23 protein-coding genes are annotated in these 26,569 nt (G+C 59.3%); 8 read left to right on the top strand and 15 right to left on the bottom strand.

What is annotated here, in order from left to right; all coding sequences use genetic code 11:
• Positions 1 to 28: 28 nt before the first annotated feature.
• The 7 genes from iolE to ACR0D8_RS15405 all read right to left on the bottom strand — a co-directional run bounded on the left by iolE (position 29) and on the right by ACR0D8_RS15405 (position 7,924).
• Positions 29 to 928: a myo-inosose-2 dehydratase gene (gene iolE, locus ACR0D8_RS15375; protein ID WP_480647797.1), complete on the bottom strand. Its 900-nt coding sequence runs from the start codon at positions 926 to 928 to the stop codon at positions 29 to 31.
• Positions 925 to 2,757: a 3D-(3,5/4)-trihydroxycyclohexane-1,2-dione acylhydrolase (decyclizing) gene (iolD, locus tag ACR0D8_RS15380; protein WP_480647799.1), complete on the bottom strand. Its 1,833-nt coding sequence runs from the start codon at positions 2,755 to 2,757 to the stop codon at positions 925 to 927. The genes iolE and iolD overlap by 4 nt, the downstream gene beginning before the upstream one ends.
• A gap of 99 nt (positions 2,758 to 2,856) precedes the next feature.
• Positions 2,857 to 3,678, bottom strand: a complete 822-nt coding sequence (locus ACR0D8_RS15385; protein ID WP_475154165.1) for an ATP-binding cassette domain-containing protein — start codon at positions 3,676 to 3,678, stop codon at positions 2,857 to 2,859.
• Position 3,679: 1 nt separating this feature from the next.
• Complete coding sequence (locus ACR0D8_RS15390; protein WP_475154168.1) at positions 3,680 to 4,786, bottom strand: ABC transporter permease; 1,107 nt, start codon at positions 4,784 to 4,786, stop codon at positions 3,680 to 3,682.
• Positions 4,787 to 4,852: 66 nt separating this feature from the next.
• Entirely contained in the window at positions 4,853 to 5,773 is a 921-nt protein-coding gene (locus tag ACR0D8_RS15395) for a sugar ABC transporter substrate-binding protein (RefSeq protein ID WP_475154173.1), read from the bottom strand.
• A gap of 123 nt (positions 5,774 to 5,896) precedes the next feature.
• Complete coding sequence (gene iolG / locus ACR0D8_RS15400) at positions 5,897 to 6,910, bottom strand: inositol 2-dehydrogenase (RefSeq protein WP_480647800.1); 1,014 nt, start codon at positions 6,908 to 6,910, stop codon at positions 5,897 to 5,899.
• A gap of 189 nt (positions 6,911 to 7,099) precedes the next feature.
• The gene (locus ACR0D8_RS15405) at positions 7,100 to 7,924 is read right to left on the bottom strand and encodes a hypothetical protein (protein ID WP_480647801.1); all 825 of its coding nucleotides are present in this window, start codon (positions 7,922 to 7,924) and stop codon (positions 7,100 to 7,102) included.
• A gap of 156 nt (positions 7,925 to 8,080) precedes the next feature.
• Here ACR0D8_RS15405 and ACR0D8_RS15410 point away from each other — a divergent pair, with 156 nt between their 5' ends.
• Positions 8,081 to 8,401: a hypothetical protein gene (locus ACR0D8_RS15410; protein WP_480647802.1), complete on the top strand. Its 321-nt coding sequence runs from the start codon at positions 8,081 to 8,083 to the stop codon at positions 8,399 to 8,401.
• A 55-nt stretch (positions 8,402 to 8,456) separates the two neighbouring features.
• Here ACR0D8_RS15410 and ACR0D8_RS15415 read toward each other — a convergent pair whose 3' ends face one another.
• Both ACR0D8_RS15415 and ACR0D8_RS15420 read right to left on the bottom strand, forming a co-directional pair.
• Positions 8,457 to 10,319 carry a copper amine oxidase gene (locus tag ACR0D8_RS15415; RefSeq protein ID WP_480647804.1) on the bottom strand — a complete coding sequence of 621 codons (1,863 nt, stop codon included), beginning with the start codon at positions 10,317 to 10,319 and terminating at the stop codon, positions 8,457 to 8,459.
• On the bottom strand, positions 10,316 to 11,473 hold the full coding sequence (locus tag ACR0D8_RS15420) for a HupE/UreJ family protein (RefSeq protein WP_480647806.1): 1,158 nt from the start codon (positions 11,471 to 11,473) through the stop codon (positions 10,316 to 10,318). Before ACR0D8_RS15420 ends, ACR0D8_RS15415 begins: the two co-directional genes overlap by 4 nt.
• Before the next feature lie 164 nt (positions 11,474 to 11,637).
• Between ACR0D8_RS15420 and ACR0D8_RS15425 the strand changes: the two genes are divergently transcribed.
• The 3 genes from ACR0D8_RS15425 to aspT all read left to right on the top strand — a co-directional run bounded on the left by ACR0D8_RS15425 (position 11,638) and on the right by aspT (position 15,147).
• Entirely contained in the window at positions 11,638 to 12,189 is a 552-nt protein-coding gene (locus ACR0D8_RS15425; protein WP_480648258.1) for a sigma-70 family RNA polymerase sigma factor, read from the top strand.
• Positions 12,186 to 12,698, top strand: a complete 513-nt coding sequence (locus ACR0D8_RS15430; RefSeq protein WP_480647808.1) for a cupin domain-containing protein — start codon at positions 12,186 to 12,188, stop codon at positions 12,696 to 12,698. The genes ACR0D8_RS15425 and ACR0D8_RS15430 overlap by 4 nt, the downstream gene beginning before the upstream one ends.
• 748 nt (positions 12,699 to 13,446) lie before the next feature.
• Positions 13,447 to 15,147 carry an aspartate-alanine antiporter gene (gene aspT, locus ACR0D8_RS15435; RefSeq protein WP_480647810.1) on the top strand — a complete coding sequence of 567 codons (1,701 nt, stop codon included), beginning with the start codon at positions 13,447 to 13,449 and terminating at the stop codon, positions 15,145 to 15,147.
• A 6-nt stretch (positions 15,148 to 15,153) separates the two neighbouring features.
• On the opposite strand, the gene ACR0D8_RS15440 is transcribed toward aspT, so the two are convergent.
• From ACR0D8_RS15440 to ACR0D8_RS15455, 4 genes are all read right to left on the bottom strand, one after another.
• Positions 15,154 to 16,827, bottom strand: coding sequence for an aspartate:alanine exchanger family transporter (locus ACR0D8_RS15440; RefSeq protein ID WP_480647812.1), 1,674 nt, complete (start codon positions 16,825 to 16,827; stop codon positions 15,154 to 15,156).
• A gap of 27 nt (positions 16,828 to 16,854) precedes the next feature.
• Positions 16,855 to 18,486: a bifunctional aspartate transaminase/aspartate 4-decarboxylase gene (locus ACR0D8_RS15445; protein WP_480647814.1), complete on the bottom strand. Its 1,632-nt coding sequence runs from the start codon at positions 18,484 to 18,486 to the stop codon at positions 16,855 to 16,857.
• Positions 18,487 to 18,595: 109 nt separating this feature from the next.
• The gene (locus tag ACR0D8_RS15450; RefSeq protein WP_480647816.1) at positions 18,596 to 19,102 is read right to left on the bottom strand and encodes a hypothetical protein; all 507 of its coding nucleotides are present in this window, start codon (positions 19,100 to 19,102) and stop codon (positions 18,596 to 18,598) included.
• A 411-nt stretch (positions 19,103 to 19,513) separates the two neighbouring features.
• Positions 19,514 to 20,464 (bottom strand): GlxA family transcriptional regulator, encoded by a 951-nt coding sequence (locus ACR0D8_RS15455; protein ID WP_475157992.1) that lies wholly within the window; start codon positions 20,462 to 20,464, stop codon positions 19,514 to 19,516.
• 154 nt (positions 20,465 to 20,618) lie between these two features.
• Here ACR0D8_RS15455 and ACR0D8_RS15460 point away from each other — a divergent pair, with 154 nt between their 5' ends.
• Genes ACR0D8_RS15460 through ACR0D8_RS15475 form a run of 4 tightly spaced genes read left to right on the top strand, consistent with a single transcriptional unit; the run spans position 20,619 to position 25,091 of the window.
• Positions 20,619 to 21,329 (top strand): GntR family transcriptional regulator, encoded by a 711-nt coding sequence (locus ACR0D8_RS15460; RefSeq protein ID WP_480647818.1) that lies wholly within the window; start codon positions 20,619 to 20,621, stop codon positions 21,327 to 21,329.
• A 7-nt stretch (positions 21,330 to 21,336) separates the two neighbouring features.
• The gene (locus ACR0D8_RS15465) at positions 21,337 to 22,254 is read left to right on the top strand and encodes a dihydrodipicolinate synthase family protein (protein ID WP_480647820.1); all 918 of its coding nucleotides are present in this window, start codon (positions 21,337 to 21,339) and stop codon (positions 22,252 to 22,254) included.
• 3 nt (positions 22,255 to 22,257) lie between these two features.
• Positions 22,258 to 23,754 carry an aldehyde dehydrogenase gene (locus ACR0D8_RS15470; RefSeq protein WP_480647822.1) on the top strand — a complete coding sequence of 499 codons (1,497 nt, stop codon included), beginning with the start codon at positions 22,258 to 22,260 and terminating at the stop codon, positions 23,752 to 23,754.
• Positions 23,751 to 25,091 (top strand): NAD(P)/FAD-dependent oxidoreductase, encoded by a 1,341-nt coding sequence (locus ACR0D8_RS15475; protein WP_480647824.1) that lies wholly within the window; start codon positions 23,751 to 23,753, stop codon positions 25,089 to 25,091. The genes ACR0D8_RS15470 and ACR0D8_RS15475 overlap by 4 nt, the downstream gene beginning before the upstream one ends.
• On the opposite strand, the gene ACR0D8_RS15480 is transcribed toward ACR0D8_RS15475, so the two are convergent.
• Both ACR0D8_RS15480 and ACR0D8_RS15485 read right to left on the bottom strand, forming a co-directional pair.
• Positions 25,092 to 25,826 carry an SDR family NAD(P)-dependent oxidoreductase gene (locus tag ACR0D8_RS15480; protein ID WP_480647825.1) on the bottom strand — a complete coding sequence of 245 codons (735 nt, stop codon included), beginning with the start codon at positions 25,824 to 25,826 and terminating at the stop codon, positions 25,092 to 25,094.
• The gene (locus ACR0D8_RS15485; protein WP_480647827.1) at positions 25,823 to 26,551 is read right to left on the bottom strand and encodes an SDR family NAD(P)-dependent oxidoreductase; all 729 of its coding nucleotides are present in this window, start codon (positions 26,549 to 26,551) and stop codon (positions 25,823 to 25,825) included. Before ACR0D8_RS15485 ends, ACR0D8_RS15480 begins: the two co-directional genes overlap by 4 nt.
• Between the last annotated feature and the right edge of the window lie 18 nt (positions 26,552 to 26,569).

Raw genomic sequence — 26,569 nt, forward strand, 5'->3', positions numbered from 1 at the left:
CGTTGGTGCTGCCCTTTTGGGCGGTTTGTTACCCGCTGATCTCCAATCCCGCCTGCCCGCAGACATCGACGATATGCTCGTATCCCATTTTGGAATATTCATAGGGCGGCGCCTTGGCGGGGTCCTGTTCGGCCTCGACCACGATCCAGCCTTCGTAATCCATCGCCCTGAGCGCGTTCGCGACGGCCTGAAAATCAATGCAGCCATCGCTGGGGACCGTAAAGGCACCGTCAATCACGGCATCCAGAAAACTGCGGTTATTCTCGCGCGTGTCCTGAACCACTGCGGGGCGGATATCCTTGAAGTGCACGTGATGCACCCGGTCTCCCCACCGGTTCAGGGTGGCCATGACATCGCCACCGCCAAACAGCAGGTGGCCGGTGTCGAAACACAGCTTTACTTCGGGGCCCGAGCCTTCCATCAGCCAGTTCACGTCCTCTTCAGTCTCGATGATCGTGCCCATGTGATGGTGATAGGCCATCGGCATACCAAGATCGGCCATCCATTTGGCCAGTTCGGTGATCCGGGCTGCGTAAGCCAGTACTTCGTCCTTGGACAGTTTGGGGCGGTTGTTGACCGGCGTCCCGATCTGCCCCTGCACGGTGTTGGAACATTCGGCGTAGACGATGCAGGGGCTGTTCAGCGCCACGAACTGCTCGACCTGTTCGCGCACGGCGTCGCGTTCGGTGGCAAAATCGTTGACCAGCGACGCGCCCGAGCACCAGCCGCCGCACAACGCGATGTCATTGCCGTCCAGATAGGCCCGCAGCCCCTCGGTGTCGCCAGGCATCCGCTGACCGCGCTCGACGCCGGTATAGCCAATCTCGCGCGCCTCTTTCAGCGCCTGTTCCATGGTGTAGGCCGCCGTCAGGTCCGGCAGATCGTCATTCTGCCAGGCGATCGGAGAGATTCCGATTTTCACGCTCATTTAGTGTTTCTTTCCTTAATGGCGACTTCATAGGCCGCCCGCTTTTCATTCACTTCGGGGCGGGTGCTGACCTCGGGCACCGCCACTTCCCACCACGTGCCGCCATATTCTGTCGAGGGGTACGGATCGGTGTCGATGACCACCACATAAGGGCCCGTAATGTCGCCACGTTTGGCCAATGCGCCCTCCAATTCGTCGATTGAGCCGACTTTGACCGAGGTTGCGCCCATCGCCGCTGCATGGGCGGCAAAGTCGATGGCCGAAGGGTTCTGATGCACGGCGTGATCCAGCAGGTTGTTGAATTCGGCCCCGCCGGTGCCCATTTGCAGGCGGTTGATGCAGCCAAAGCCGCGGTTGTCGGTGATGACCACAGTGAATGACACGCCCATCATGGTGGCGGTCGCCATTTCCGAATTGGCCATCATATAGGTGCCGTCGCCGGTAAAGCAGATCACGTCTCGGTCGGGCTGCGCCATCTTGATGCCCATGGCACCGGCGATTTCGTAGCCCATGCAACTGAAACCATATTCCATGTGATAGGCCCCGGGGCGTGGCGCTTTCCACAGCTTGTGAAGCTCGCCGGGCATGGTGCCCGCCGCGCACATCACAACCGTGCCGTCATGTGCGGCACGCTGCACGGCACCCACCACCTGCATATCGGTTGGCAGAGCGTTGCCGTCACCCGGCGCGTCGGTCAGCTTGTCGACCTTGCCGTACCACTCGGGCTTCAGCGTATCGGCGACCGGGTCGGCGCGGTAACCTTGCAGAGCTGCGCCCAGTTCCTCAAACCCCACGCGCGCGTCGGATTGCAGCGGCATTGCGCCGTGTTTCTCGGCGTCATAGGCGGCGGTATTTAGGCAGATCATTTCGCGTTCCGGGTTGGAAAACAGCCCCCACGATCCGGTGGTGAAATCCTGCAACCGCGTGCCGACCGCCAGAACCAGATCAGCCTCGGCGCAGGTTGAATTCGCGGGCTCGCCTCCGGTCACGCCAACCGGGCCCAGGTTCAGGGGGTGATCCCAGGCCAGCGCCGACTTGCCCGCCTGCGTCTCGGTAACCGGGATATTGTGGGTCTCGACGAAACTTTGCAGCGCATCCGTCGCGCCTGAATAGTGCACACCACCCCCGGCCACGATGACGGGCCGCTTGGCCGCTTTGATCGCAGCGACGGCGCGCGCCAGTTCATTCTCATCCGGACGAATGCGGCGCTGATACCAGACGCGCGGCTCGAAGAAGCTTTCGGGATAGTCATAGGCTTCGGCCTGCACATCCTGACAGAAGGCCAGCGTCACCGGGCCGCAATCGGCTGGGTCCGTCATGGTGCGGAAGGCGCGCGGCAAGGCCGTCAGCAGGTGTTCAGGCCGGGTAATGCGGTCAAAATAGCGGCTGACCGGGCGGAAGCAGTCATTGGCGCTGACCGTGCCATCGCCGAAATTCTCGATCTGCTGCAACACCGGGTCGGGCCCGCGGGTGGCAAAGACATCGCCCGGCAGCAACAGAACCGGCAGGCGGTTCACATGCGCCAGCGCAGCAGCCGTTACCATATTGGTCGCCCCCGGCCCGATCGACGAGGTCACCGCCATCGCGCGTGTCCTGCGCATCTGCTTGGCATAGGCGATCGCGCAATGCGCCATGGTCTGCTCGTTATGGCCGCGATAGGTCGGCAGGCTGTCTTTCACGCCATGCAGCGCCTCGCCCAGCCCGGCCACGTTGCCATGGCCGAAGATGGCCCAGACACCGGCGATGTAGGGCTCTCCGGCCTCGTTCATCTGCGCACCCAGATAGCGGACCAGAGCTTGCGCTGCGGTCAGTCGGATTGTCTTGCCCATTGTGATCCCTTTCAACCCAAGGCCACCCGGCCGGTCCATTGGTATTGAGTTTTAAAGATTCAGAATTGTCCGGCGGACGTCACGCGGAACGGAACGGGTTTACACCGTTCCGCCCAACGATCCTTCCAGTTCCGCCATTTCCTGACCGCCCGCCATCAGATCCTGCAGTTCCTCGGGGGTGATCTCGCCGCGCTTGGCCGTTCCCAATGTCTTGCCCCGGTTCAGCACGGTAAAGCGATCCCCAACCGCCAGCGCGTGACGGACGTTGTGACTGATAAAGACCACGCCGACGCCCTGACTGCGCACCCGGTCGATGGTGGCCAGAACGTTCGACGTCTGACGCACGCCAAGCGCCGATGTCGGTTCGTCAAGGATCAGGATCTTAGCACCGAAATAGACCGCACGGGCAATGGCCACGGTCTGACGTTCGCCACCCGACAGAGTGCCGACTGCCTGATCCGGTCCGCGCAGGTTGATGCCCATCTTGCGCATCTCTTCCATGCAAACCTCGTTGGCCTGTTCCACATCGAACCGTTTCAACAGCCCCTTTCCCTTGGTCGGCTCGCGCCCCATGAAGAAGTTGCGTGTCACGCTCATCAGCGGGATCATCGCCAGGTCCTGAAACACGGTCGCAATACCGGCTTCCATCGCATCGCGGGGCGTGTCGAAATGCAGCGGTTTACCTTCGAAATATATCTCGCCTTTGGTGGGTTTATGCACCCCCGACATGGTCTTGATGAAGGTCGACTTGCCCGCGCCGTTGTCACCCAGCAGACAATGACACTCGCCCGGCTTCACATCAAAGCTGACACCGGCCAGCGCGATGATGTTGCCAAAGTGCTTTTCGATATCTTTCATCTCGACGATAGGTGCAGCGTCGGTGGCGGTATCTCCGTGGTGGAACTTGGTATCTTCGGTCATATCAGCGCTCCCCCGTTACGCGTTTACGGATCGCGTTGTTGAACAGAACGGCGATCAGCAGCATGGCGCCCAGGAAGACCTGGAACCAGTCCTGATCGAAGTCGGTATAGGTCAGGCCGATGACAACCATACCAAAGATGATCGAACCGAAGAACGCCCCGATAGCCGAACCATAGCCGCCGGTTAGCAGACAGCCACCGATCACCGCGGCGATGATCGCCTCGAATTCCTTCTGGAAGCCGCGGCGCGCATCGGTCGAGCCCGCATCCATAACCGTTATGATCGCCACCAGCGCGGCACAGCAGGCCGTCAGCATGAACAGCGAGACCTTGACGCGGTTCACCGGCACACCCGAGTTTGACGCGGCGGTCTTGTCGCCGCCCGATGCGAAAATCCAGTTCCCGGCCGGGGTGCGCAGCAACACATAGGTCGCAGCCAGCGCCAGCACGATGAACCACAGAATTTCAACCGGGATACCGGGAACCTTGGGCGCACCGCTCTTGAATGTGTCGATGACGCCGCTTTCAGCCAGCGAACTGAACAGGCTGCCAAAAGCTTCACCCGAGAAGAAAGGGGCAAGCCAGTCGTTTTCGACCGCATCCCGCACACCGCGCAACTGGGTCGATCCACTGGTCGCCATCTTCAGACCAACCAGCGACAGACCCCGCAGGATGAACAGAAAGGCCAGCGTCACGATAAAGGACGGCAGACCCGAGCGGATCACGATATTGCCGTTGATCGCACCGACCATGGCGGCAAACACAAATGTCATCGGGATCGCCGCAATCAGCGGCAGTTGCCAGGTGACCACGCAGACGCCGAAGAACAGCCCCGAAAACGCGACCATGGAACCAATCGACAGATCGAACTCACCACCGATCATCAGCAAAGCAGCCCCGATAGCCAGAATGCCAAGCTGCGCCGCAGGCGTCATGAAGTTCATGACCCCGGCCAGAGTAAACATCGAGTCGTCCGCGGTGATCGCGAAGAAGATGAAGACCAGAACGACACCGGCCATGGCCCCCAGTTCGGGGCGCTTCATTAGCTTGGTCAAGAAAGGTTCCTTCTTGACCCTTTCGTCCGCTGCAACTTGCGCTGACTGGCTCATGTTTCCCTCCCAATTCGGTTGAAACGGCGCCCATCGCGCCGTTTCAGATTTCAGTGTCCCGTGTGATTAACGGATACCCTGCGAAGACAGGTCGATCACCTGAGCGGCCTTGTCCTGAGTGACCAGGTTCGGACCGGAAGGCACGTTGCCGCCGGGCATCAGGCCGTATTTGGCGTGCAAACCCATGAAGTTCACCGACAGGTAGCCCTGCAGGTACTGCTGCTGGTCGATGGCAAAGGCCGCGTCACCATCCGCGATCGACTGCAGGAAGTTAGCCGACAGGTCGAACGAGGCGACGTTCACGTCACGACCCGACCCCTTGACGGCCGCAACGGTGGGCTCACCCGCCGAGCTGGCGCCCAGCGCCATGACGGTGTCGATGGCTTCGTTGGCGGCCAGAGCAGCGGCCACTTTCGACTCGATCTCCGACGGGTCGTTCGAAGTTGGAAGCACCTCGACATTGCCGCCAAAACCCTCGGCGAAACCGGCGCAGCGCAGGTCCAGTGCGACGTTGCCCACCTCGTGGTTCACACAGATCGCAGTGCTGCCGCCCATCGAGGCCAGTTCTTCACCCGCGGCCTTGCCGGCGTCAAATTCATCCTGTCCGACATGCAGCAGAGCACCCAGATCCTTGGACACGTCCGAGCCCGAGTTGATCGAGATCACCGGAATTCCGGCAGCCACAGCGCGCTCAATTGATGGCCCCAGCGCATCCGCATCGGGGATCGAGACGATCAGGCCGTCGGGCTCCTGGTTCACGGCGGCGTCGATCAGCTGTGACATGGCCACCATGTCAAAGGTTTCGGGCGCGCGGTATTCCACGTTCACGCCGACATCCTTGCCGGCCTGTTCGACGCCGTTTTTGACAACGTTCCAGAACGCGTCATTCGCCTGACCGTGCGACACAACCACAATTTCCTGCGCAAAAGCAGGTGTGGCCAGGGCCATTGCACCCGCAGCCAGTGCGCCTTTAACGAACTTATTCATTTGGTTTCCTCCCATTAGAACAGTTTGTCTTGTTGTCGGGGTCTTGGCCCCAATCATTCGGATCGACCGAATCTCCTCCGCTCCGGATCGTGGCGGAGCTTTCTCCAGTTTCCGTATATCCGCTCATTTTGCAACCGGTTTCAAAACTTCAGCCATCGCAACCGGGTTTCCGGACTGGGCTGAGCGGGTCGCGGCCTCGGCCATTGCAAGCGCGGCAATGCCGTCTTCCAGCGTTACCGGCATTTCCGTTCCGGCCAGCACCGCCTGTACAAATGCATCCCACTCCGCGCGGTAGGCGGGCATATAACGTTCCAGGAAGAAATACGTTGGCTTCGCCCCGATCACACCCTGTTCGGTCGATTTGACCACCGCATTTTCAAGCACGTTATGGGCCTGCAAAAGCCCACCCGATCCCAAAAGCTCGATCCGCTGGTCATACCCGTAGACTGCGCGTCTGGAATTTTTGATCACGGCGATCCGACCGTCGTCATAAGTCATTGTAACCACAGCGGTATCAACATCCCCTGCGCGGCCGATCTCAGGGTCGACAATGGATGCTCCAACGGCGGATATCCGCACCGGCAACCTGCCCATCAGAAAATTGGCCATGTCAAAATCGTGGATCATCATGTCCCGGAACAGACCACCCGAAACCCTGATATAGCTGACCGGCGGCGGCGCGGGATCGAAGGATGTGATCGACAGCATTTCCGCCGCGCCAATCTCATCTCGGTCCGCGGCCGATTTCAGTGCGGAAAAGCTGGGGTCAAATCGACGGTTGAACCCCACCATGACCGGACGACCGGTTTCATCGGCCACCGCCTTGCAGGAAACAGCTCGGTCCAGGTCAAGATCGACCGGTTTTTCACACAAAACCGCCTTGCCGGCCCGCGTGGCCGTTTCGATCAGGTCCGAATGGGTGTCCGTCGGCGTCGCAATCAATACCGCATCGATTGACGTGTCGGCCAGAATATCCTGGGATTCGCGCGCCGTCGCGCCATGTTCGGCAGCAAGGCTTTCCGCCGCTTCGGAAATCGCGTCGGACACCGCGCAGAGCCGGCTTTGAGGATGCGCGGTTATAGCCTGTGCGTGAACGCGGCCAATGCGCCCGGCACCTAGCAATCCGATTCTGAGCATGCGGTTCTCCCAACTTCTGTATTTTGCGCCACAATGTTTCGCTTTGCAACCGGTTGCAAGAAATATTTCAAAAAATCTGATCTGCCGCCGGAGGAACGCGCCAAGCGCCCGGCGAAAATTCGGATCGACCTAATTTAGTTTGGAGCCTGGAGAAAGCGCCTCGGGGATCGGCGGGTATCTGTCTTCCGCTTAATTTGCAGGAACAAACGGGTCCTGTCTCAAATAGACGGACAGTGACGCCCAATCGCTATGCCAGGCGACGTCAGCTCGCTTGCCTTCAGTCAGAAGCACAGAGTTGAAGAGCAATTCTGCGTCTTTGGAAACCGAGACCTGAAACTTGCCCAACTGGTCTGTGCGAACAGAGTATGTCCGAACGGTGCCACCGATCCGCTCGAATACCGTAACCTGTCGGCCCGATTCCGGTTCACCGCCAATCAGCAATGCTCCGCGCAACAGAACCTCGTGCCCATTTGTTTCTTCGACGGACGTGATCTCGATCTCAATCGGCGCTCCCGCGCGGTGGCCCGGAAGTTGCGTACCAAAGTTCCTTCCCAGGAACAGCACTTTTGCATGGCGGGCGTAGCTCTCAGTGAAGCCGGACAAGGGCAGACCGCGCGCAATATGCCGTGCCTCAATTCCAACCAAACCCTCCATATCGAGATATTGCAGGAATGCTTTCCAGTCGGTGTGTTCGACAAAGCGCGGCTTCATTTCGACAAATGCCGCAAACCCGTTATCAGCATCAAAGGACAGGGTGGCGGCTGGGATTGAACCAATCTGGCCCGTGATGACTTGTCGCTCTCCGTCCAACTGCCGGAAACTAACAATGTGCGCTGGGATGAAAGGCAGGGACTGCCCTTTCAAATTTTGACCGACTTTCAGATCAAGGCTGACCGCTGAGGGTTTGACAAAAGGCAAAACCGTCCCTTCGATCCAAAACTCATGAGCACCTGCCGGGTTGATTGCTGACCCTGCAAAAATGATTGCGAAAAAAAACGTTCTCAACAGTTCCATTCGGTTTCCCTCTTTTATTCAGCTTCTCATTGGAAGTGTCGCGCGGGGCCCGGTTCCGGATGCAAATCCAGCGTCAAACTCCTGTGACTGAACGTGACCAGGAGGCTGAAACCGGGGGAAAACCTGTCCCGTCTTTGCAGGTATCGACCCGCGCGGATGAGTGATTTGGTGATGAGTGCCAAGGCGTTCGGGTCGCTAAAAAACCGTAAAGGAACAACACGTATGAAAACTGCAACTCAACTGACGTCGGCTGTTTTTGCCTTCACCCTTATGTCTGGTGCGGCATTTGCGAAAGCACATGACCAGGGTGCCGCCGACGGCACCTCGCCCGACAGCACTTCCGAGACCGTATCTTCGATCGAAGGGCCTGGCATCTCATCTGTAACAAGCAAGGGCGCGCGCGGTGAACAGGCATCCGGTCGCGGCTCAGACAACGCCGTCGACCCGGTGACAGGTAACGGCAACAACAAAAACTGACGACAGAGCCAGAGCGGCCCGCTGGCCGCTCTGGCTTATTAGTCAGTTCCAGTGATCAGTCTGCAGGCGCATCATGTCGAACTGTAGGATTGCCGTCAAAAAAACCGTATGGGCGCAGCCGAACTGATTTCCAGACTGTAGACAAAACGGGCCAGTCTTCCGGTCGTGTGATGTGCCTGAACCCTATTGTGGGCCACAGGATAAGATCAGCGGCTTCAGTATTTTCACCGTTGGCAAATAGAGGAAGGCCTGCGCCGCCTGGTGACTGGTTGGGATAGCGGCCGGCGGCCGCTCGTTCACCGGGCGAATAGCGGGTCACCCAAAGCGGACTGCCGGAAAACGCGCCGCGTCGTTGCGGAAAGTCATCGACCGCCAAAAGCGACACGGTCCCTTCGGTCATCAACTGATACGCCGTCGCAGCGCCGGTGGCGTTTTGCCGGGACAGGGATTCAATCCGCCAGACACCCGGTTCTGCGACCTGCAGGGGTCCTTCGGTTTCAACTACTTCTGGCTCAAGGACCCAGTAACTGCGTTCACTCGGACCGTTCCGTTCCGTTTCCTGACGCACGTGTTCCCGCACAAGACGATTTTCCGCACCATCGATATCCAGATCCAACCGCAGAGAGAAAAAGTGGTCATGATAAACCGCGCTAAGCTGGCGGGTGACCAAACGCCCGTGAGGATCGTCAGGCTCCTCGGGTTTTACGGCTTTGACCGCGTCGATCCCAGTTGCGCCAATCCGAATTTCTATTTCCCCCTGCGGACGGAACACCCAGTCCATTACATAGTCGTAATGCGCGATACTGGCGATAGAGCGAACGACAAGTTCCCGACCGGCCAGTCCTGTGTGCAACCCGTTGAGCGCCTCGTAATGACGCCACAGAGGCCCGGCAAGATCCCGAGTGAATACACAGATCGCGTCTGGTTTTCCCATCACTCTACCAAGGGGCGACAGGGTCAACGTCGTGAGAAACGAAGCCTCCTGCGGGCAGTCGGTTCCGCGCAGCAGCGGCGATGTAAGCGTCCCGAGGCCAAACTCGCCGGCATCAAGATAAGTGCGGAACGCCCAGCTTTCTTTCGGGTCCATATAGGGAACAAACATCTCGGAAATATGGCCTTCAGACAGGATCGACCGGCGCTGGTTGTTGTGTGTGAAACCTGCGTCAGACACGATCAGTCCGAACTGATCATCGAGCCGAACATTCAGGTCCCACGCGCCGAAGGAAATTCGGTTGTTTTCAAGGCGGAAATCTCCGGGTCCGGCAAGTTCAGGCAGACCCTCGGCAACAGGTGGCTGCAGCGCCGGTTCCGGCACTGGCGTGGCACCCTCATCGAGAAGCTCCAACACTTCACCGGTCCAGGCGTCAACGGTCGCGATCAGCCCCTCGATTGGCCGACCGTAGATGTTCGTTGTGGAGGCGGAAACATCGTAGCAAGGCATTTTAATAACGCGACGGTTCACCGATGGCGTTTTCGGAAAATACCCCGCCGACAGCGACTCGCAAAAGATATCATCTGTTGATGTGTATCCACGCAGCGCCATGGCGTTCTGCCATTCGGGATGCATCTTTAGATGCGCGCTTGCGCGGGCCCATTCTTCACTGAGCACGGGTGCGCGCCCGTTGCGAACGGGTTCCCATTTCAGAAGGCTTTCGGTGCCAACGTCCAGCAGCACATCGAAACTGCCGCCCGGTTCAACCAAACTTACGCTGGCCTGCCTTGCCGGATTTCCCTTTCCTGCAGTTGCGATGGCAACGCGCGCAATTCGGGTTGTTTCCTTCAGACGGCCGCTGTCGACCAGAATACGGACAATGCTTTCCAGTTCCGATTTGCTGAACGGTTGCGAGAATTGTGCATTGGCAAACACAGGGCCGACAAAGAGTCCCGCGATAAAGATGGCTTTTAGCAATCCGTTCACAGCACGTCTCCCAAGCGCTGGACCGTCCAGACCGCGCCAGTCGTCGCGACCAGAACGGAAGCCGGGATGCTGATGCCTATGCGATACCACGCCTTGTGCGCAAACCACAGCCCGACAGCGCCAAAACAAACCGCCAAAACGAAAATCTGACCCAGTTCCACACCGATATTGAAGGCAACAAGCCCGGCAAGAAAATGGCTTTCGGGCAAGCCAAATTCGGTCATAACACCTGCAAACCCCAGGCCGTGCATCAGACCGAATGCAAACACAACCAACGGACGCCAGCGCGACAGGTCCTTGGTCATAATATTCTCGGCAGCGACGAAAACGATCGAAGCTGCAATCAGTGGCTCGACGATAATCCCTGGCACAAAGATCAATCCCGACGCGCCCAATGCCAACGTCAATGTATGAGCAGCCGTAAAAAGGCTCACTTGCAACAAAAGCGGGCGAACGGCAGGGGTGAGCAAAAAGAGTCCCACAACAAACAGGATGTGATCCAGACCTTTCGGAACGATGTGAATTATTCCGGCGTGCAGATAGTTCGCCACGACCTTACCCAGTGACGTATCCTCTGAGCCAGCAAACGTGAATGTTTCGGTTGACGCGCCGGTCACAAATTTTGGAACAGATTGCGTTTCGGATTGTACGTATCGGATGATGCTGTCACCGACAAACGCACCCGGAGAAATGCTCAACGTGGTCGCGTCCAATGGGATGTCGGCTGTCATCAGAAAATTGGGCCTTGACGCCGAAGCTTGCTCGATGCCCACAGACTTCAGTTCAGCGGACGTTCCCGAAGCGGTCAACTTCAGTGAGTTCAGTACCCTGGCACCAATGGTTGTCAGGTCTTCCAGATCGCTGTCTTCAGAGTGATCGGACCGGTGGTTCGTCACCGCGCCCGACACAGTGGGATCCAACGCAACACTGACCGAAATGGACCCTGCGGTGAGCTGGCGAAGCACAATCTCGCTTGGTGCCGCCTCATGAGCGCGTGCTGAATTGGGGAGGATTATGGCAATCGCGATCAGCTCAAGTATGATCAGCGCAAACAGCACCCCGAATGGGACCAGACTGGCCTTGGCGAATTTCTTAAACATGGTTGAATATCCCGAAATGAGCATCGTTCGATAGCCAAAGACGTCCCGGCGCATCGTCCGGTTGCACGAAGGGCCTGCTCAAACCACGACGTGAATAGGACGGGTTCGCATCCGGAACCATAGCACGGCACGTCTGTCTGGTAGAAACCATTGCAACAAGGTCCATACTAGTGGCGACACTGGCATTTCTAGAACCCACGACAGAAAAACGGCCCTCAATGACTCAAGCTCAAACAGAGTCAACCTCTCAGGTGCTGGCGAGGCTACTTGACAGATGTAGCCAGGGCGACCGGTCGGCCTTTCGACAGGTCTATGACATGACTTCGCACAGAGTGTTTGGCATAGTGCTGACTATCCTGCGCGATCGTGGAAAGGCCGAGGAAGTCGCCCAGGAGATTTACGTTCAGATATGGCGTCGAACAGCAGCAAATGACCTGCCCCATTCCAATGCGCCCGCTTGGATTGCAGCAATCGCACGCAACAAGGCAATTGATCGTTTGCGTGCAGACCATGTTCGCGGCTTTGTGACGTTCACAGATGACGTCCCGGATATGGTCGATATTGCCCCGGCAGAGCGTGAGCGCGTCGAATCCATGGACGTGCGCCGGGCGCTGACAACACTGAAACCTGAATATCGCAAGGTTCTGCTGCTCAGCTATTTTCGCGGATATACGCAATCGGAACTTGCTGAAATGTTGGACACGCCTCTGGGAACGATAAAAAGTTGGATGACACGTGGAATGGCCGATTTGCGCGAGGCCCTGAAATGACTGCGCGCGACAAAAACGAAACTCACCGAAAGACCAGTTCTGATATGAAAAGTAGGGATACTATCCCAGGAACAACTCCCCGTCTGACCGAGAGCGATATCGAGCAGACGGAAGGGTTCGACCTGTTCGCTCAATTGGCTCACGAATCTGCGCCTTCGGACAGTTTGTGGGGTCGGATTGATGCAGCAATTGACGCAGAGCAGGCCGCACCAGGAATTGCTGCTATTCGTGCAAATGACGGCAACTGGCAGGCCCGCCCGGAAGGTGTCTGGAAAAAGGTAATTTCCACCAGACCGGATGGTGTGCAGATGTATCTGGTGCGATGTGAACCCGGCGCGCGCATTCCTGCTCACTATCATAAGTCTGTAGAGCAGGTTTTTGTGCTGGAAGGTGAGTTTTCCATGGACGGGACAAGTTTCGGACCCGGCGATGGACAGCTTGCAGCAGCCAACACCGAACACCCCGACATATTTTCAGAGCACGGCTGCCTGTTGCTGATCGTGGCCTGACGCAAGGCTGCTGGCGTTCTCGATCATGCCCCCGGCCTTGCGGTCCACAACCGCAATCATGAGAGGACCGCAACCACTTTGCGTGACGATTGATGGCGTTTAGTATCAGGCTAATAGAGTTCAGAGCTGGGAAATGACGGCTGCGAAGACGATGATCGGAAAGAACAATTTCGGACATCTGTCGTGTTAAGTTGTTGCTTGACGCCAATCCTTCAATCAGCCGAGCATGATCTCGATACGGTCGCGTCGATTGTTCCAGTACCCGGCGTTTTGCACCGGTTTCCTGCGAGACTTTCTGCCGGGGGGACAGGGTTGTATCAACGGGTCTTTCAAGGTCTCCGCAACCTGGCCGACATCCGTCTGCGGTCAGCGATCACCTGATCGGCGGCTGGCAGGCTGATCAGGAATGCCCCGACACCCGCCTCATTACTGACTGCCTTGTGATCGGAGTGCTTGGTGTCCAACACCTCCATGATACAGGCGAAATTCAGTTATCGCTCCATCCTTTCGCAAACGCTCAAGTCCTTCCGTCAATGTTCTGATAGGTGAATCCTTTCGGCCCTTGAAAAGCCGTTTTGCGCGCAGATCGGCCAGTCAATCTAGCACGCCCCGATTTGACAGAATCCAACCGTGGTGCTTACCTGACGCCAACACGCATAGGGTGAACAGTTTTTCTGAGCATTATCAGCGCCCTGAGGTGTCGTTTTTGGCGTGGCTCATTCCGGATTTACAACCTGGGGATTTGATGATGGAATTGATTACTGAACAGCTTCGTGCCTTTCCGATCATGGCGCTTTTTCTTTGTCTGGGCCTCGGGTACGGCGTCGGCAAATTCCGCGTCGGCAAGTTTGAGCTCGGCGGCATTGCCGGCACCTTGCTGGTCGCTGTTGTGGTCGGCCAGATCGGTGGGATCAACTTGAGCACGGATGTTCAGAACATCTTCTTTTCCCTCTTTATTTTCATGGTCGGCTATAATGGCGGGCCGCAGTTTTTTGCGGCGTTGAACCGAACCGCGCTGACCAAGTTGCTGGCGGCGTTCATGATGACGTTGTGGGGCTTATTCTTTGTCATCGTCGTTGCCCGCCTGGCGGGGCTCGACAAGGGGCTGGCCGCGGGACTTGCCGCGGGGGGCCTGACGCAATCGGCCATTATCGGCACCGCCGGAAACGCCATCGATCTGCTGGGGCTGGCGGCGGATGAGGCTGAAAAGCTCAAGACCAACATCGCGGTTGGCTATTCTGTGACCTACATCTTTGGCTCGATCGGTCCGATTCTGGCGGTCAGCATCATACCGATCATCATGCGTTGCGATTTGCGGCAGGAAGCCATCAAGCTTGCGCAAAAGCTCAGCGGTGGCGGTCGCAAACTTGAGGAAGGAGAATTCCTTCCGATGAACCGCTTCGAGGCCCGTGCTTATCAGGTGCTGAATGGCGCGGCGATCATCGGTCAGTCGGTATCAAACATCGAGGGCAGTTACGACGGCGACATCGTGGTTGAGCGACTGCTGCACGCCGGGGCACCGATCGATCCGACACCGGACACGGTGATCAGCGAAGGCGATGTAATCGTGGTTTCCGGACTTGTCGCGGCGCTGACGCGGTTTCAGGGCACGGCCAGCGGCGAGATCGGAGAATACCCGCCGGAACTGACCATCGTGGAAGAACGCCGCAATGTCGTCATCACCAACCGAAAGCTGACGGGCAAAACACTTGCGGAGTTGCGCAAGGCACTGACCGCCGATCAGCGTCGGGGCGTACATATCTCGAAAATTACCCGTATGGGGCATGACGTACCGGTCCTGCACAATACTGAAATCCACGCCGGTGACGAAGTCAGCATTGTGGGTCACAAGGACGATCTGAACCGGGTTTCGAAAGTGGCGGGCTACGTGCCGCCTTCCGCCTCGGTCACCAATTTCATTGCCCTTGGGATCGGGGTGGCGGTCGGCTACCTGATCGGTGAAATTAGCTTTGTCATTGCTGGCACCAAGGTGGCGCTTGGTTCGGGCCTGGGTTGCCTCGTGACGGGTCTGATCATCGGGTATCTACGGATCCGGCGACCAAAAATCGGTGGCATCAACCGCGGGGCCGCGAATTTTCTGCAAAGCTTCGGACTTGCGGTATTCGTCGGGGTTGTCGGCCTGAACGCGGGCAAACCCGCGCTTGAGGCAATTCAGCAATATGGAATCACGCTGCTGTTGCTGGGTGTGGTGGTCACGATGATGCCGATGATCGTGCAGTTTCCGATCAACTACTTCGCCCTGCGCATCCGCAATCCGGTCGAGGCCTGCGCGGTTGTCACCGGCTCGCGCTCGGGCAATCCGGGCTTTGCCACCCTGCTGGAGAAAGCTGGCAACTCGACCCCGACGCCGGCATTCACCATGACCTACGCAGTGGCCAATATTTTCCTCACGCTTTGGGGCCCGCTGGTTGTGGCATTCGTGCCGTGAAGCGGCCTAGACCAGCAGCAGAACGATGACCGAGCCCCAGAGGGCGAGCAACACGTTCCCCACCGCGTAGCCGAGCCCGTACCCCAATGTGGGCACCTGGCTTTGCGCTGCCTCCTGAACGGCGGCAAGGGCGGGGGCGGACGTCCCTGCCCCGCAGCAGGTTCCGGCCAGCACGCCCTCGTTGATACCAAATAGCTTGTGGCCGACGAACACGGCCGTACCGTGGGCCAGTATCACGATGGCCAACGACCCCAGGATCAGGGATGGCCCGCTTTCCAGCACTCCGGTCACAAAACTGGGCCCCGAGGTGATGCCGACGCAAGCCACGAACACGCACAGGCCGACTGAATCGAAGATCCACAATGTCGCTTCGGGCACAAAACCAAACGTCCTGCGGACCGAGCGCAGCCAGCCCGCCACCAGACCGCCCAGCAGCACACCGACGGACGTACCCAGACCCAGTTCAACCGCGCCGTATTTCAGGGCTGGAATGCCGATCAATCCGCCGATCAGGATGAAAAAGGCGACAAAGACCATGTCCGTCTTGTTGGTTTCGCGATCCAGATAACCCAGCCGTGCCGCGGCGTCTTCGATATGGCTGCGGGTGCCTGAAACGGTCAGCACGTCGCCCTTGTGCAGGGTCACGCCGCGGAAGATCGGCAGACGCTCGCCGCTGCGCATGATCCCGCGCAGAAAGACGGTGCGCGCCTCAGGCCGGGCAGAAAAGTCGGCCAGGGTTTGATTGACCACTTCGCTGTTGGTCACGACGATGTCGCTGGTTTCAACCGGCAGGTCCAGCAGTTCGGGGTCTTCGACCTCCTCGCCCAGAACACCGGTATGGTCGATCAGGTAGGATCGCAGCCCGGCGATGGCGGCAATGTCACCGGGTTGCAGCACCATGTCCCGCGAGGTGGGCAGGATCTTGTCCCCCCGGCGCACGCGGTCGAAAAACGCGCGGACATGCGGCGGAACGTGGGCCTCAAGCTCGGCAATGGTATGGCCCGCGAATTCCGGGTTGATACGATAGGCGCGCGCCTCGAAGTCGCGGTGTTCGGACACCATCGGGGCGTCGTCGCTGTCCAGTTCGGCCTCATACTCTGCGCAGGCTTCTTGCAGGGACCGGCCGTAAAACCTTGGGGCAATCTGCGTGTGGAAAAAGATCGTGGCAATGACCCCGACAAAATAAGCCACCGCAAACCCGGTGGCGATTTCGCCATCGAAAATCTGCTGCGCCGCCTGATCGGCGCCTGTCTTGGCAAAGGCGTCGATGGCCACGCCAAGCGTTGCGCTTTCGGTGACACCACCCGCCAGAAGCCCTGCGGCGATTCCCACCGACAGACCCATCACCGGCGCAAGCAGGGCGGCAACCACAAGGGCCACGACGCAAAGCAGCGCGGTGATTGCGATCTGCGGCAACGCGCCAAGGTTCAGGGATCGGAAGAATTGCGGCCCGGTGCGGTATCCGATGGAAAACAGGAACAGCATGAAGAACGTCTGCTTGAGCTCATCGGATATGACTACGCCGGTCTGGCCGACCAGAACCCCCGCCAACAGGCACCCTGCCACCGACCCGACCGTGAACGAGCCGATCGTGATTTTACCGATCGCATAGCCAAGGGCGAGGCTGCAGAACAGAGCTAGTTCGGGATGGGCACCGAATATCGAGCCGATCAGTTGCATAGGCTTCCCCCGTCCCCGCCCGCTCACTCAACCGTGCAGGGGTAGACCCTTCGAGGCGCGATAGGCCTGCACATAACCGATGGCCACCGCCCGCACCGCGCGCCCGATCTGGCGATAGGCGCTGTCATCCAGATTGGCGAACGACACGCGCGCCGACCAGTTTGGCGCATCAAAGCCTGACCCGTTCAGCAATACGATTCCGTGATCCCGCGCCAGCTTGAACGAGATATCCAGCGGGTGGACGTTTTCCTTGATCCAGCCGACCACTTCCTCACCCACGTATTTGCGCAGCCAGAACTCAAAGTCGATGATGCCGTAATACCGGTCGTAAAGCGGGTTGTCGGGCACATCGATGCCCATACCTTCGACCATCTCGTCAAACCGGTGTTTCAGGATGCCGCAGCAGAACGCCTGATAGCTTTTGTTCTCGTCCATCATCTCGACCAGCGAAAACAGGGTCATCATCACCTGTTGGGGCAGCGACAGCCCGGCGGTGTGGTTCAGGGCCACGTCACGGCTGTCGGCCACTATCCGGTCGATGAACTTAAAAGAGGACGGGTCCGGTGTCAGCGGTGCATAGCGCGCGTTGACCAGGGCCTTGGTCTCTTCCGGCGCGTCGGCGATCATCTTGTCGAAGATGTTATCTTGGGCAACCAGAATAGCGCCCAATCGCCAACCGGTGCAGCCGAAATACTTGGAATAGGAATAGACCCCGATCGTATTCTCGGGCAGGTGGCCCATCACCGACTGAAAATTCGGAACGAAGGTGCCGTACACGTCATCCGTGAGGATAATCAGATCCGGCCGGCGGGTTTTGACGAATTCGACCAGGCGGGCCAGAACTTCGGGGCTGATGGCGACCGAGGAGGGGTTGCCCGGGTTGACCAGAAACAGCGCTTTGACTTTCGGGTCGGCCAGTTTTTCGAGGTCGTCATCGGTGAGCTGGAAATGGTCTTCTTCTTCCGAAGACACGTCCACGACATTCAGCGCGTAATCCTCAAGCACCGGCATTTCCAGATAAGGTGTGAAGATCGGCGTTCCAAGGGCAATGGTATCCCCCGCGTTCAACAGCCGCTGGTTCTTGAGTGCCTTGAAGATGTAGCACATCGCGGCAGTTCCGCCTTCGACGGCATAGATGTCGAATTTAGCATCCGGCCGGTGACCCGCGCACATGGCCCACATCAGGTATTCGTGCACGATCGTTTCGTTATGTTGCAGGCACCGGTCCGGCATCGGATAATGATCGCCGACGATGCCGTCGGTCAGTTCCAGCACAAACTCATCCGCGTCAAAACCAAATTTCCCGATCGCAAAATCTACCGCAGCGGCCAGCGTATCCGCGCCCGGAGGGCCGTTCTGACCATCTGAGGCAGCGCAATAGATCTTGAGCCGTTCGTAACATCCCGGCCCCTGCGGCATCCCGGCCAGACCAACCTGCGGCTCATTGCGATGTCGTTGCGCTTCGGTCATTGCGAACTGGCCCAGCAGAAAGAACGCCTCTCGGGCATTGGTGGCGATCCAGTTGGGATTGCCGCGCCCCGCATTGAGATAGGGCAGTGTCGTGCGCCGGGATTCTTTCTGCGCCAGCTTGATCAGTTCGTCTTTGATCTCAAAAGGACTCAGGTTCTCGAATTTATGCAGGTCCAGCGTTTCTGTCATGACTTCAAACCCTTGGTAAAACAATCGGATGAATTCATCCGGATCGTACGCAGGGAAATGTGTCTGTGTAAACTGTTCGATCGACGACGCCGTTTCCGGTACCGTTCGTTCAGTTTATCCGCGCGGACGCGGCCAGCGCGCCCGCCAGCGCATTCTGGATCTCGGCTGGGAAATCTCTGCCCCGTTCGACCAGACCGGCGGCGACCCATCCGACCATGTGGCCACGACCGCCAATGTCATTGGCCCGCACCAGCGTCGGGCAAGTCCGCTCGGCACCGACCAGAGCCATGCAGTTTTCGACTTCGGTCGCCGGCAGGACCATCCGAACGGCGCTGAAGATGTCCACCGAAACCTGCAATGTCTGGTGATCCAGCCGATGCGCGGTGTCTGTCAGCAGGCGTGTGCAGAATGCGGACAGAAAGTACCAGCGGAAGATCGAAAAGACGCGATTCTGTAATTCGCCATTTACTCCGGCGCCACTGGTTGCCGTGCGGGCGATCTGCCCGAATGCAGTCTCGGCAGCTTTGGAGGCTTCACAAATCTGACGCTCGCGTCTGGCGACGGAAATCACACGCGGCGCAAAGGCCACTGCGGCTTCGTGGTTTCCCAGATTCATAATTGTCCTCCGTCGTTAACTCCTGACGAGGACATGGAAACTTTCAAGGAAAATCGATTGTGATTAATCGCCATTTTTTGCCAAATCTGTCCACTTACTGGCAATTAATAAATGCCACAAAGTAGAATTTAACGCAAACATAAGCGCCCTGCAGGGATCAGAAAACAGTCCTTTGCGGGTTTTCCGCGTCACGGCGAAATGCGGCAGGCATCGCGATTTCTAACGGAACGCACATATATCTGACACGATCTTGTAATACTTATGCCCATTTCAGCATCTATGAATACTCAATCCTGCTGATCAGTTTACTAGTTTCAATTTTAACGAGGGGGTACGAGCGGGACCAGGGGGTGAGCACCTGACCAAGCCGGGCTCGCCGTTGGCCAGAGATGCTCCCCCCGCCGCATTCTCTCAGTCGATCTTGTTTTTCTGCGCGTGCGGCGTGACCCCGAAACTGGATCGATACACGCGCGAAAAATGGCCGGGATTTTCAAATCCGCAGGCCATGGCAACCTCGGTCACCGACGCTTCGGTCTGCAACAGCAGCTTCTGCGCCCGCTCCAGCCGTAGTTCCATGAAGTATTTCTTGGGCGAAGTATTGAGGTATTTGCCGAACAGCCGTTCCAACTGACGCGTGGAAATCCCGAGGTCTTCAGCGATTTGCGACGGGGATACCGGGGCTTCGATACAATCCTGCATGATGTGGATGGCCTTGGCCAGATGGGCGTTGCGCATCCCGTTTCGCGACTGCAACGAGACACGCTGTTTGGCGGTTGCGTTGCGCACGGCGTTATAGACCATCTGATCCGCCACAGCGACCGACAGTTCCTCGCCGTGATCGCGTTCAATCAGATGCAGCATCAGGTCCGCTGTGGCCGTACCGCCCGAGGCCGTGATGTGCTTTTCTTCCGCAACAAAGACACTGCGCACAAGGTTCACTTCGGGAAATGCTTCCATGAAAGCATCGTGGTATTCCCAGTGGATCGCCGCTTGCATCCCGTCCAGAAACCCCGCTTCGGCCAGCAACCACGCCCCGGAGCACAACGCGCCAATGGCAGTCCCGCGGGCGCGTTCGCGCCGCAAGGTCGCCAACAGCGGGCGGGTGACGTGGTTGCGCATATGGATCCCGGACAGAACAAACAGTTGATCGGTTTTTGGCAAGTCGTTCACACCGCCATGCACCAGCGTGACCGACCCGTTGGAGCAAACGGCATGCGCGCCATGTTCCGAGATGAAAGACCAGTCGTAAAGTTCCTCACCGCTCACCAGATTTGCGATCCGCAACGGCTCGACCGCGCAGGAGAAGGCGAGGTGCGAGAACTCTTCGATCAGAATGAAGGTTATGTGCCGGGTTTGGGGCATGTGAATTTCCGTTTGCTTGGCGTCCGGCGCCCGAGTCTCAGTCGATGGGCTATGCTGCACGATTTTTCTCTGTATACAAGTTGTATTTTTATAGAATACAGAGACAGCGAGGAAACCGTGATGCGATTCGCGTCGAAGCAGAAAGGGGGACTGGATGAGGGACGAAGCCAAATCACGCAAAGCCGAGTTGAGAGAAAATCTGAAGGTGTCCATTCTGACCCTGCGCCTGCAACCCGGCGCGGATCTGGACGAGGCGCATCTGTCCGACGCCTTTGGCCTGTCGCGCACCCCGCTGCGGGAAGTGTTCCGGCAACTGGCCGGCGAAGGCTATCTGGACCTGCGTACCAATCGCAGTGCCCGGGTATCCGAAATGTCCTATACCACGCTGCGCGATTTCTTTCTGGCCGCGCCCATGGTCTATGGCGCGATCCTGAGACTGGCGGCCCTGAACGCCCGCACCGCCCAGATAGATGCCCTGAAGGATGCCCAACAGGCGTTCAAGGCGGCGTTGCGATCCGGGTCGGCCGAAGACCGCGCGCTGGCCAATAACCGCTTTCACGACGTGACCGGAGAGATGTCGGGCAATGTCTACCTGCTGCCCTCGTTCAACCGGCTGCTGATCGATCATGCGCGAATCGGGATGACCTTTTACCGCCCGCAAACGGCCGCGATGTCCGACAACCTGTCCGAAGCCAGCCGCCAGCATGACGCAATCATCGCCGCCATCGAGGCGCGCGACGATGCCGCGGCGGCGCAGCTGGCCGAGGATCACTGGAACCTGTCGCGCGATCAGATCGAACTGTTCGTGATGCCCGACGCGCTGGATGTCCCGATGGGCGTCTTGCCCCTTTCGAAACCTGCATGAGGACGGAATGAACCCGATATTCAGATTTGAGGGGATCTATACCCCTGTGGTCACGCCCTATCACGACGATGGCAGCGTGAACTGGGATGCTCTGGCGCAGGTGATCGAATACCTGATCGAAAACGGCGTGCACGGGTTGATCTCGGGCGGGTCGACCGGTGAGAATTACGCCCAGACCGTCGAAGAACGGCTGGAACTGGCGCGCTTCACGCATAAACAGCTGCAAGGGCGGTTGCCCTTGGTGGTCGGAACCGGCGCGATGCTGACGCCGGATTCGATTGCGCTTGCTTCGGGCGCGCGAGAGATCGGGGCGGACGCCGTCCTGCTGGCCAGCCCGCCCTATTCGGTGCCGACCGACCGGGAAAACGCGCTGAACGCACTGGCCATCGACAAGGCGGCCGATCTGCCGGTGATGCTGTATAACTACCCGCACCGCACTGGCACGATGATGGGCGCGGAATTCCTCGACCGCGTGGGCCGCAGCCGGAATTTCTGCGGCATCAAGGAAAGCTCGGGTGACATCAACCGGGTTCATCTGCTGGCGCGGGATTATCCGCATATCCAGCTGGGCTGCGGCATGGACGATCAGGCTCTGGAGTTCTTTGCCTGGGGCGCCCCTTTCTGGGTCTGCGGCGGGTCGAACTTCCTGCCAGCCGAACATGTCGCGCTGTATCAGGCTTGCGTGATCGAGGGTAACTTTGCCAAGGGCCGCCGGATCATGTCGGCGATGATGCCGCTGATGCGGGTGCTGGAACAGGGCGGCAAGTTTATCCAGACCATCAAGCATGGCGTCACTATGAACGGGATCGACGCGGGTGCCATGCGGGCTCCGTTGAAGGGTCTGAACAAGGAAGACAAGCGGGCGCTGGAACAGGTGACGCGCGTGCTGAAGAAGAAAATCGCAGACATCGTGGCGGAGGGCTGAGCAATGGAACTGCTGACACAGGACGAATACAAATCCATCGCTGCGGGCCTGACCCTGCCGACCGGAGCCTTCATCGACGGAGCGTTCCGCCCGGCGATCTCGGGCGAGACCTTCGAGACAGTGAATCCGGCAACGGGCGAAAAGCTGGCTGATATCGCGGCCTGCGGCGCGGCGGATGTGGATTTCGCCGTCGAAAAGGCGCGCGAGGCGTTTGACGATGGCCGGTGGTCGAAACTGCACCCGTCAGACCGAAAGGACGTGCTGATCCGGCTGTGCAAATTGATGACCCGCAACGCCCGCGATTTGGCGGTGATGGAGAGCCTCGACAGCGGCAAGACGATCTATGACTGCGAAACCGTCGATGTACCCGAAACGATCCATTGCCTGAAATGGCACGCCGAAGCGATCGACAAGATTTACGATCAGGTCTCTCCCACCAGTGACGATCACATCGCCATGGTGGTGCGTGAACCGATTGGTGTTGTCGGGCTCGTGTTGCCATGGAACTTTCCCCTGCTGATGCTGGCGTGGAAGATCGGGCCAGCTTTGGCAGCGGGCTGCTCGGTCGTGGTGAAGCCTGCGGCTGAAACCACGCTGACCGCTCTGCGTCTGGCCGAACTGGCGATGGAGGCCGGTCTGCCGCGCGGGGTGTTGAACATTGTCCCCGGTGGCGGAGCCGCAGTCGGCGAGCCCATCGGGCGGCACATGGATGTCGACATGGTGTCCTTCACCGGGTCGACGGTCACCGGCAAGCGGTTCCTGACTTATTCGGCGGAAAGCAACGCCAAGGAGGTCGTGCTGGAGATGGGCGGCAAGAACCCGGCCATCGTGATGGACGACGCCGAAAACCTGGACCGCGTGGCGGCGCATGTGGTCAATGGCGCGTTCTGGAACATGGGTGAGAACTGCTCGGCCTCGTCCCGCCTGATCGTGCACAAGGATGTGAAAGCCGAACTGCTGAACCGCATCGCGCATCACGCAAAACAGTGGAACGTCGGCGACCCGCTGGACCCCGAAACCCGCATGGGTGCTCTGGTCAGCGAAGGCCATTACAACAAGGTCTGCGGCTATCTGGAGCAGGCCGAGAATGTGGTGATTGGCGGCAAGGCCGAGAAAGGCTTTGTCGAAGCCACAGTGGTCGAAGTGCCCGGCAATGACGCCACCCTCGCCCGCGAGGAAATCTTCGGCCCGGTCCTGTCGGTGATCGAAGTTTCGGGTTTCGACGAGGCCATCAAGATCGCCAATGACACGGATTACGGCCTTTGCGCGTCGATCTTCACCGCCAATGCAAAACGCGCCATCCGCGGCGCGCGGGCGATCCGGGCGGGCACCGTGACAGTCAACAGCTTTGGCGAGGGCGATATCACGACGCCGTTTGGCGGTTACAAGCAATCGGGCTTTGGCGGGCGCGACAACTCGGTCCATGCGCATGATCAATACACCCAGTTAAAGACCATCTGGATTGATCTGGCCGATGACACGGATGAGGCCGTCGATTGAGCCCTTACGCCGCCAGAACCCTGCCCGTCCATCGCGGACCGGCCGCGTGGAGCGCCATTCTGGGCGATCCACAGCCCGCGCAGGTTCTGGATCGTGATCTGACGGCCGATGTCGTCATCGTCGGGGCCGGGTTCGCCGGTCTGTCAGCGGCGCGTCGGCTGTTGCAGTTGCAGCCTGACGCAACTGTGGTTGTGCTGGAGGCCGGTCGCGTGGCCGAGGGTGCAGCAGGGCGGAACTCGGGTTTCATGATTGACCTGCCTCATGACCTGTCATCGTCGGATTACGCCGGCGCGGGCGATGACAGGGCAATCATCGCGTTGAACCGGCAGGCAATTGCCTTTGCACGCGCGGCAGTCGAGCAATACCGCATCGACCCGAATTTCTTTGACCCGGCGGGCAAGGTGAACGGCGCGGCCAGCGCTGCAGGCCACGCGCACAATGTCAGCTATGCGCAGCACCTGACCGACTTGGGCGAGACCAGCGAAATGCTGGACCCGCAGCAGATGCTGGATCTGACGGGGTCCCGGCATTACAGATCGGGCCTCTACACCCCCGGTACTGTGATGTTGCAGCCGGCCGGATACATTCGCGGGCTGGCCGCCGGGTTGGTCGCGGACGGCGTTTCGCTGTTTGAAAACTCGGCCGTAACCGGGTTCGACCAGCAGGGCGGTGCCTGGCAGGTCCGAACCGCGCGCGGCGCGTTAAGCACGGGGGCAGTCATACTCACGGTCAACGGTCACCTTGAAAGTTTCGGTATCGAGCAGGACCGCCTGATGCAGCTTTTCCTGTTCGCGGCGATGACGCCCGAACTGGACCCGGACGCGCTGGCCCGGTTGGGCGGGCAGTCGCGCTGGGGCGTTACCCCATCCGATCCGATGGGCACCACAATGCGGCGCGTTGATACCGGTCAGGGCGGCAACCGCATCATCACCCGTACCTGCGCTGCGCTGCGCCCGGGCATGGCGGCATCCCGGCGCGATCTGGCGCGGGCGTCACGGGTGATGCAACGCAAGTTCGACCAGCGCTTTCCGCAGCTTGCCGGGTTAAAGATGCAATATCACTGGGCCGGTCATCTGTGCCTGAGCCTTAACGGCGTCTCGGTCGCGCGTGAGATCGAGCCCGGCGTTTATTCCGGTTGCGTCCAGAACGGGCTGGGCACGGCTCGCGGAACCCTGACCGGGATCGCAGCGGCGGAACGGGCCTGTGGCCACAGTTCGGACATCACCCGGCATTTCGAGGCCGAAGATCAACCCAAGCGCCTGCCCCCGCAGCCCTTCCGGGAAATCGGCGCGAATGCCGTGCTGCGCTGGAAGGAATGGCGCGCACGGGATGAATGATCACGGCAGGCTCAGCCTGGCCATGCGGCCGCCATCGACCGTAAAAACCTGCCCTGTTATGAAACTGGCATCGTCAGACGCAAGGAAAGCAACCAGCGCCGCAACTTCTTCGGGCGCGCCGGTGCGGGCGATAGGGTGGATACGTTTGATATCCTCATGAAAGGCCGCAGGGTCCGGCATTGAGGCGATGAAATCCACGTTCAGTTCGGTGTCGATCCAGCCCGGCGCGACGGCATTGCAACGGATACCTTCGGCCCCATGATCCACAGCCAAGGCGCGGGTCAGCCCGTGCAACCCGGCCTTGGACGCGCAATAGGCAGCGTGGCCGGGATTGCTGCCCAGACCTTCGATGGACCCGGTGTTAACGATGGCCCCGCGGGTTTTCCGCAAGTGCGGCAATGCCGCTTTTGTCAGAAGGAACGGAGCGGTCAGGTTGACGGTCAGGTTGCGCTGCCAGTCATCTAGGCTCATCTCTTCGACCGAAGCCTCCTGCATCATGCCCGCATTGTTGATCAGGATATCCAGGCGCCCCGCCCTGTCGATGACCTGATCAATCACAGCCTGCGGGCTGTCGGAGACGCTGAAATCAGCTTCGATCCCTTCGAACTCGGGATCCGGCCCGCGTTGTGCTGTGAATACCCGCGCACCATCCCGGCGCAGCCGTTCGGCGATGGCGCGCCCGATGCCGCGGCGCCCGCCTGTGACCAGAGCGGATTTTCCGTTGAACCGGGTCATGACACTGGCTTGCCTCCGTTCACTTCCAGCAACGCACCGCAGACATAGCGCGCCGCGTCCGAAACAAGAAACATCACTACATCAGCGATGTCCTCGGGTTCGGCGATTCGGCCCAGCGGCACGGACTGGCCCAGTTCGACCACGGCAGTATCAGGATCGAACCCGCGCTTGGCAAAGCCCGAGCGCAGCATCGGTGTATTCACCTCGTTCGGACAGACGGCATTGATGCGGATGCCCTGATGCGCATGATCCATTCCCATGCATTGAGTCAGCGAGGCAATGGCCGCTTTCGTCATGCAATAAACCGCGTGATTGGGTCCGGGCCGCAACCCCCAGCAGGACGCTGTGTTGACAATGGCGCCGCCCCCGGCCGCCATGATCGGGATTGAGGCCCGGCATATACGGAACGGCGCCTCGACATTCACGCCCAGCGACAGCGCCCAGTCCTGATCCGACGTTTCGGTGACCGGGCCGCGCGTGATGACACCCGCGTTGTTGATGACGATATCCAGACCGCCCAGCGCATCCGCGGCGATCCCGGGCAGCGCATCAGCATAAGACCCGTCCAGCAGATCACCGGGCAAATGCGCCTCGGCGCTGATCCCTTCGACCGCCCGGTCGGCGGCTGCGACACGTGCGCCCGCTTGCCGCAAACGCTGGACGATTGCAGCCCCAATTCCACCCGCAGCGCCTGTTACCAGGGCTGCCTTTCCCTGAAGTTCCATGGTTCCTCCGGCCGGGTT

The sequence above is a fragment of the Ruegeria sp. BG10 genome (assembly GCF_056538575.1).

What these genes read in the sequence shown, in the direction of transcription:
- ACR0D8_RS15480 (WP_480647825.1), bottom strand. Translation starts at nt 25,826, where the DNA reads ATGACCCGGTTCAACGGAAAATCCGCTCTGGTCACAGGCGGGCGCCGC.
- ACR0D8_RS15445 (WP_480647814.1), bottom strand. Translation starts at nt 18,486, where the DNA reads ATGACAGAAACGCTGGACCTGCATAAATTCGAGAACCTGAGTCCTTTT.
- iolG (WP_480647800.1), bottom strand. Translation starts at nt 6,910, where the DNA reads ATGCTCAGAATCGGATTGCTAGGTGCCGGGCGCATTGGCCGCGTTCAC.
- ACR0D8_RS15465 (WP_480647820.1), top strand. Translation starts at nt 21,337, where the DNA reads ATGAACCCGATATTCAGATTTGAGGGGATCTATACCCCTGTGGTCACG.
- ACR0D8_RS15450 (WP_480647816.1), bottom strand. Translation starts at nt 19,102, where the DNA reads ATGAATCTGGGAAACCACGAAGCCGCAGTGGCCTTTGCGCCGCGTGTG.
- ACR0D8_RS15395 (WP_475154173.1), bottom strand. Translation starts at nt 5,773, where the DNA reads ATGAATAAGTTCGTTAAAGGCGCACTGGCTGCGGGTGCAATGGCCCTG.
- ACR0D8_RS15440 (WP_480647812.1), bottom strand. Translation starts at nt 16,827, where the DNA reads ATGCAACTGATCGGCTCGATATTCGGTGCCCATCCCGAACTAGCTCTG.
- ACR0D8_RS15430 (WP_480647808.1), top strand. Translation starts at nt 12,186, where the DNA reads ATGACTGCGCGCGACAAAAACGAAACTCACCGAAAGACCAGTTCTGAT.
- ACR0D8_RS15425 (WP_480648258.1), top strand. Translation starts at nt 11,638, where the DNA reads ATGACTCAAGCTCAAACAGAGTCAACCTCTCAGGTGCTGGCGAGGCTA.
- ACR0D8_RS15460 (WP_480647818.1), top strand. Translation starts at nt 20,619, where the DNA reads ATGAGGGACGAAGCCAAATCACGCAAAGCCGAGTTGAGAGAAAATCTG.
- ACR0D8_RS15455 (WP_475157992.1), bottom strand. Translation starts at nt 20,464, where the DNA reads ATGCCCCAAACCCGGCACATAACCTTCATTCTGATCGAAGAGTTCTCG.
- ACR0D8_RS15405 (WP_480647801.1), bottom strand. Translation starts at nt 7,924, where the DNA reads ATGGAACTGTTGAGAACGTTTTTTTTCGCAATCATTTTTGCAGGGTCA.
- ACR0D8_RS15470 (WP_480647822.1), top strand. Translation starts at nt 22,258, where the DNA reads ATGGAACTGCTGACACAGGACGAATACAAATCCATCGCTGCGGGCCTG.
- aspT (WP_480647810.1), top strand. Translation starts at nt 13,447, where the DNA reads ATGGAATTGATTACTGAACAGCTTCGTGCCTTTCCGATCATGGCGCTT.
- iolE (WP_480647797.1), bottom strand. Translation starts at nt 928, where the DNA reads ATGAGCGTGAAAATCGGAATCTCTCCGATCGCCTGGCAGAATGACGAT.
- ACR0D8_RS15385 (WP_475154165.1), bottom strand. Translation starts at nt 3,678, where the DNA reads ATGACCGAAGATACCAAGTTCCACCACGGAGATACCGCCACCGACGCT.
- ACR0D8_RS15390 (WP_475154168.1), bottom strand. Translation starts at nt 4,786, where the DNA reads ATGAGCCAGTCAGCGCAAGTTGCAGCGGACGAAAGGGTCAAGAAGGAA.
- ACR0D8_RS15420 (WP_480647806.1), bottom strand. Translation starts at nt 11,473, where the DNA reads ATGCGCCGGGACGTCTTTGGCTATCGAACGATGCTCATTTCGGGATAT.
- ACR0D8_RS15410 (WP_480647802.1), top strand. Translation starts at nt 8,081, where the DNA reads ATGAGTGATTTGGTGATGAGTGCCAAGGCGTTCGGGTCGCTAAAAAAC.
- iolD (WP_480647799.1), bottom strand. Translation starts at nt 2,757, where the DNA reads ATGGGCAAGACAATCCGACTGACCGCAGCGCAAGCTCTGGTCCGCTAT.
- ACR0D8_RS15485 (WP_480647827.1), bottom strand. Translation starts at nt 26,551, where the DNA reads ATGGAACTTCAGGGAAAGGCAGCCCTGGTAACAGGCGCTGCGGGTGGA.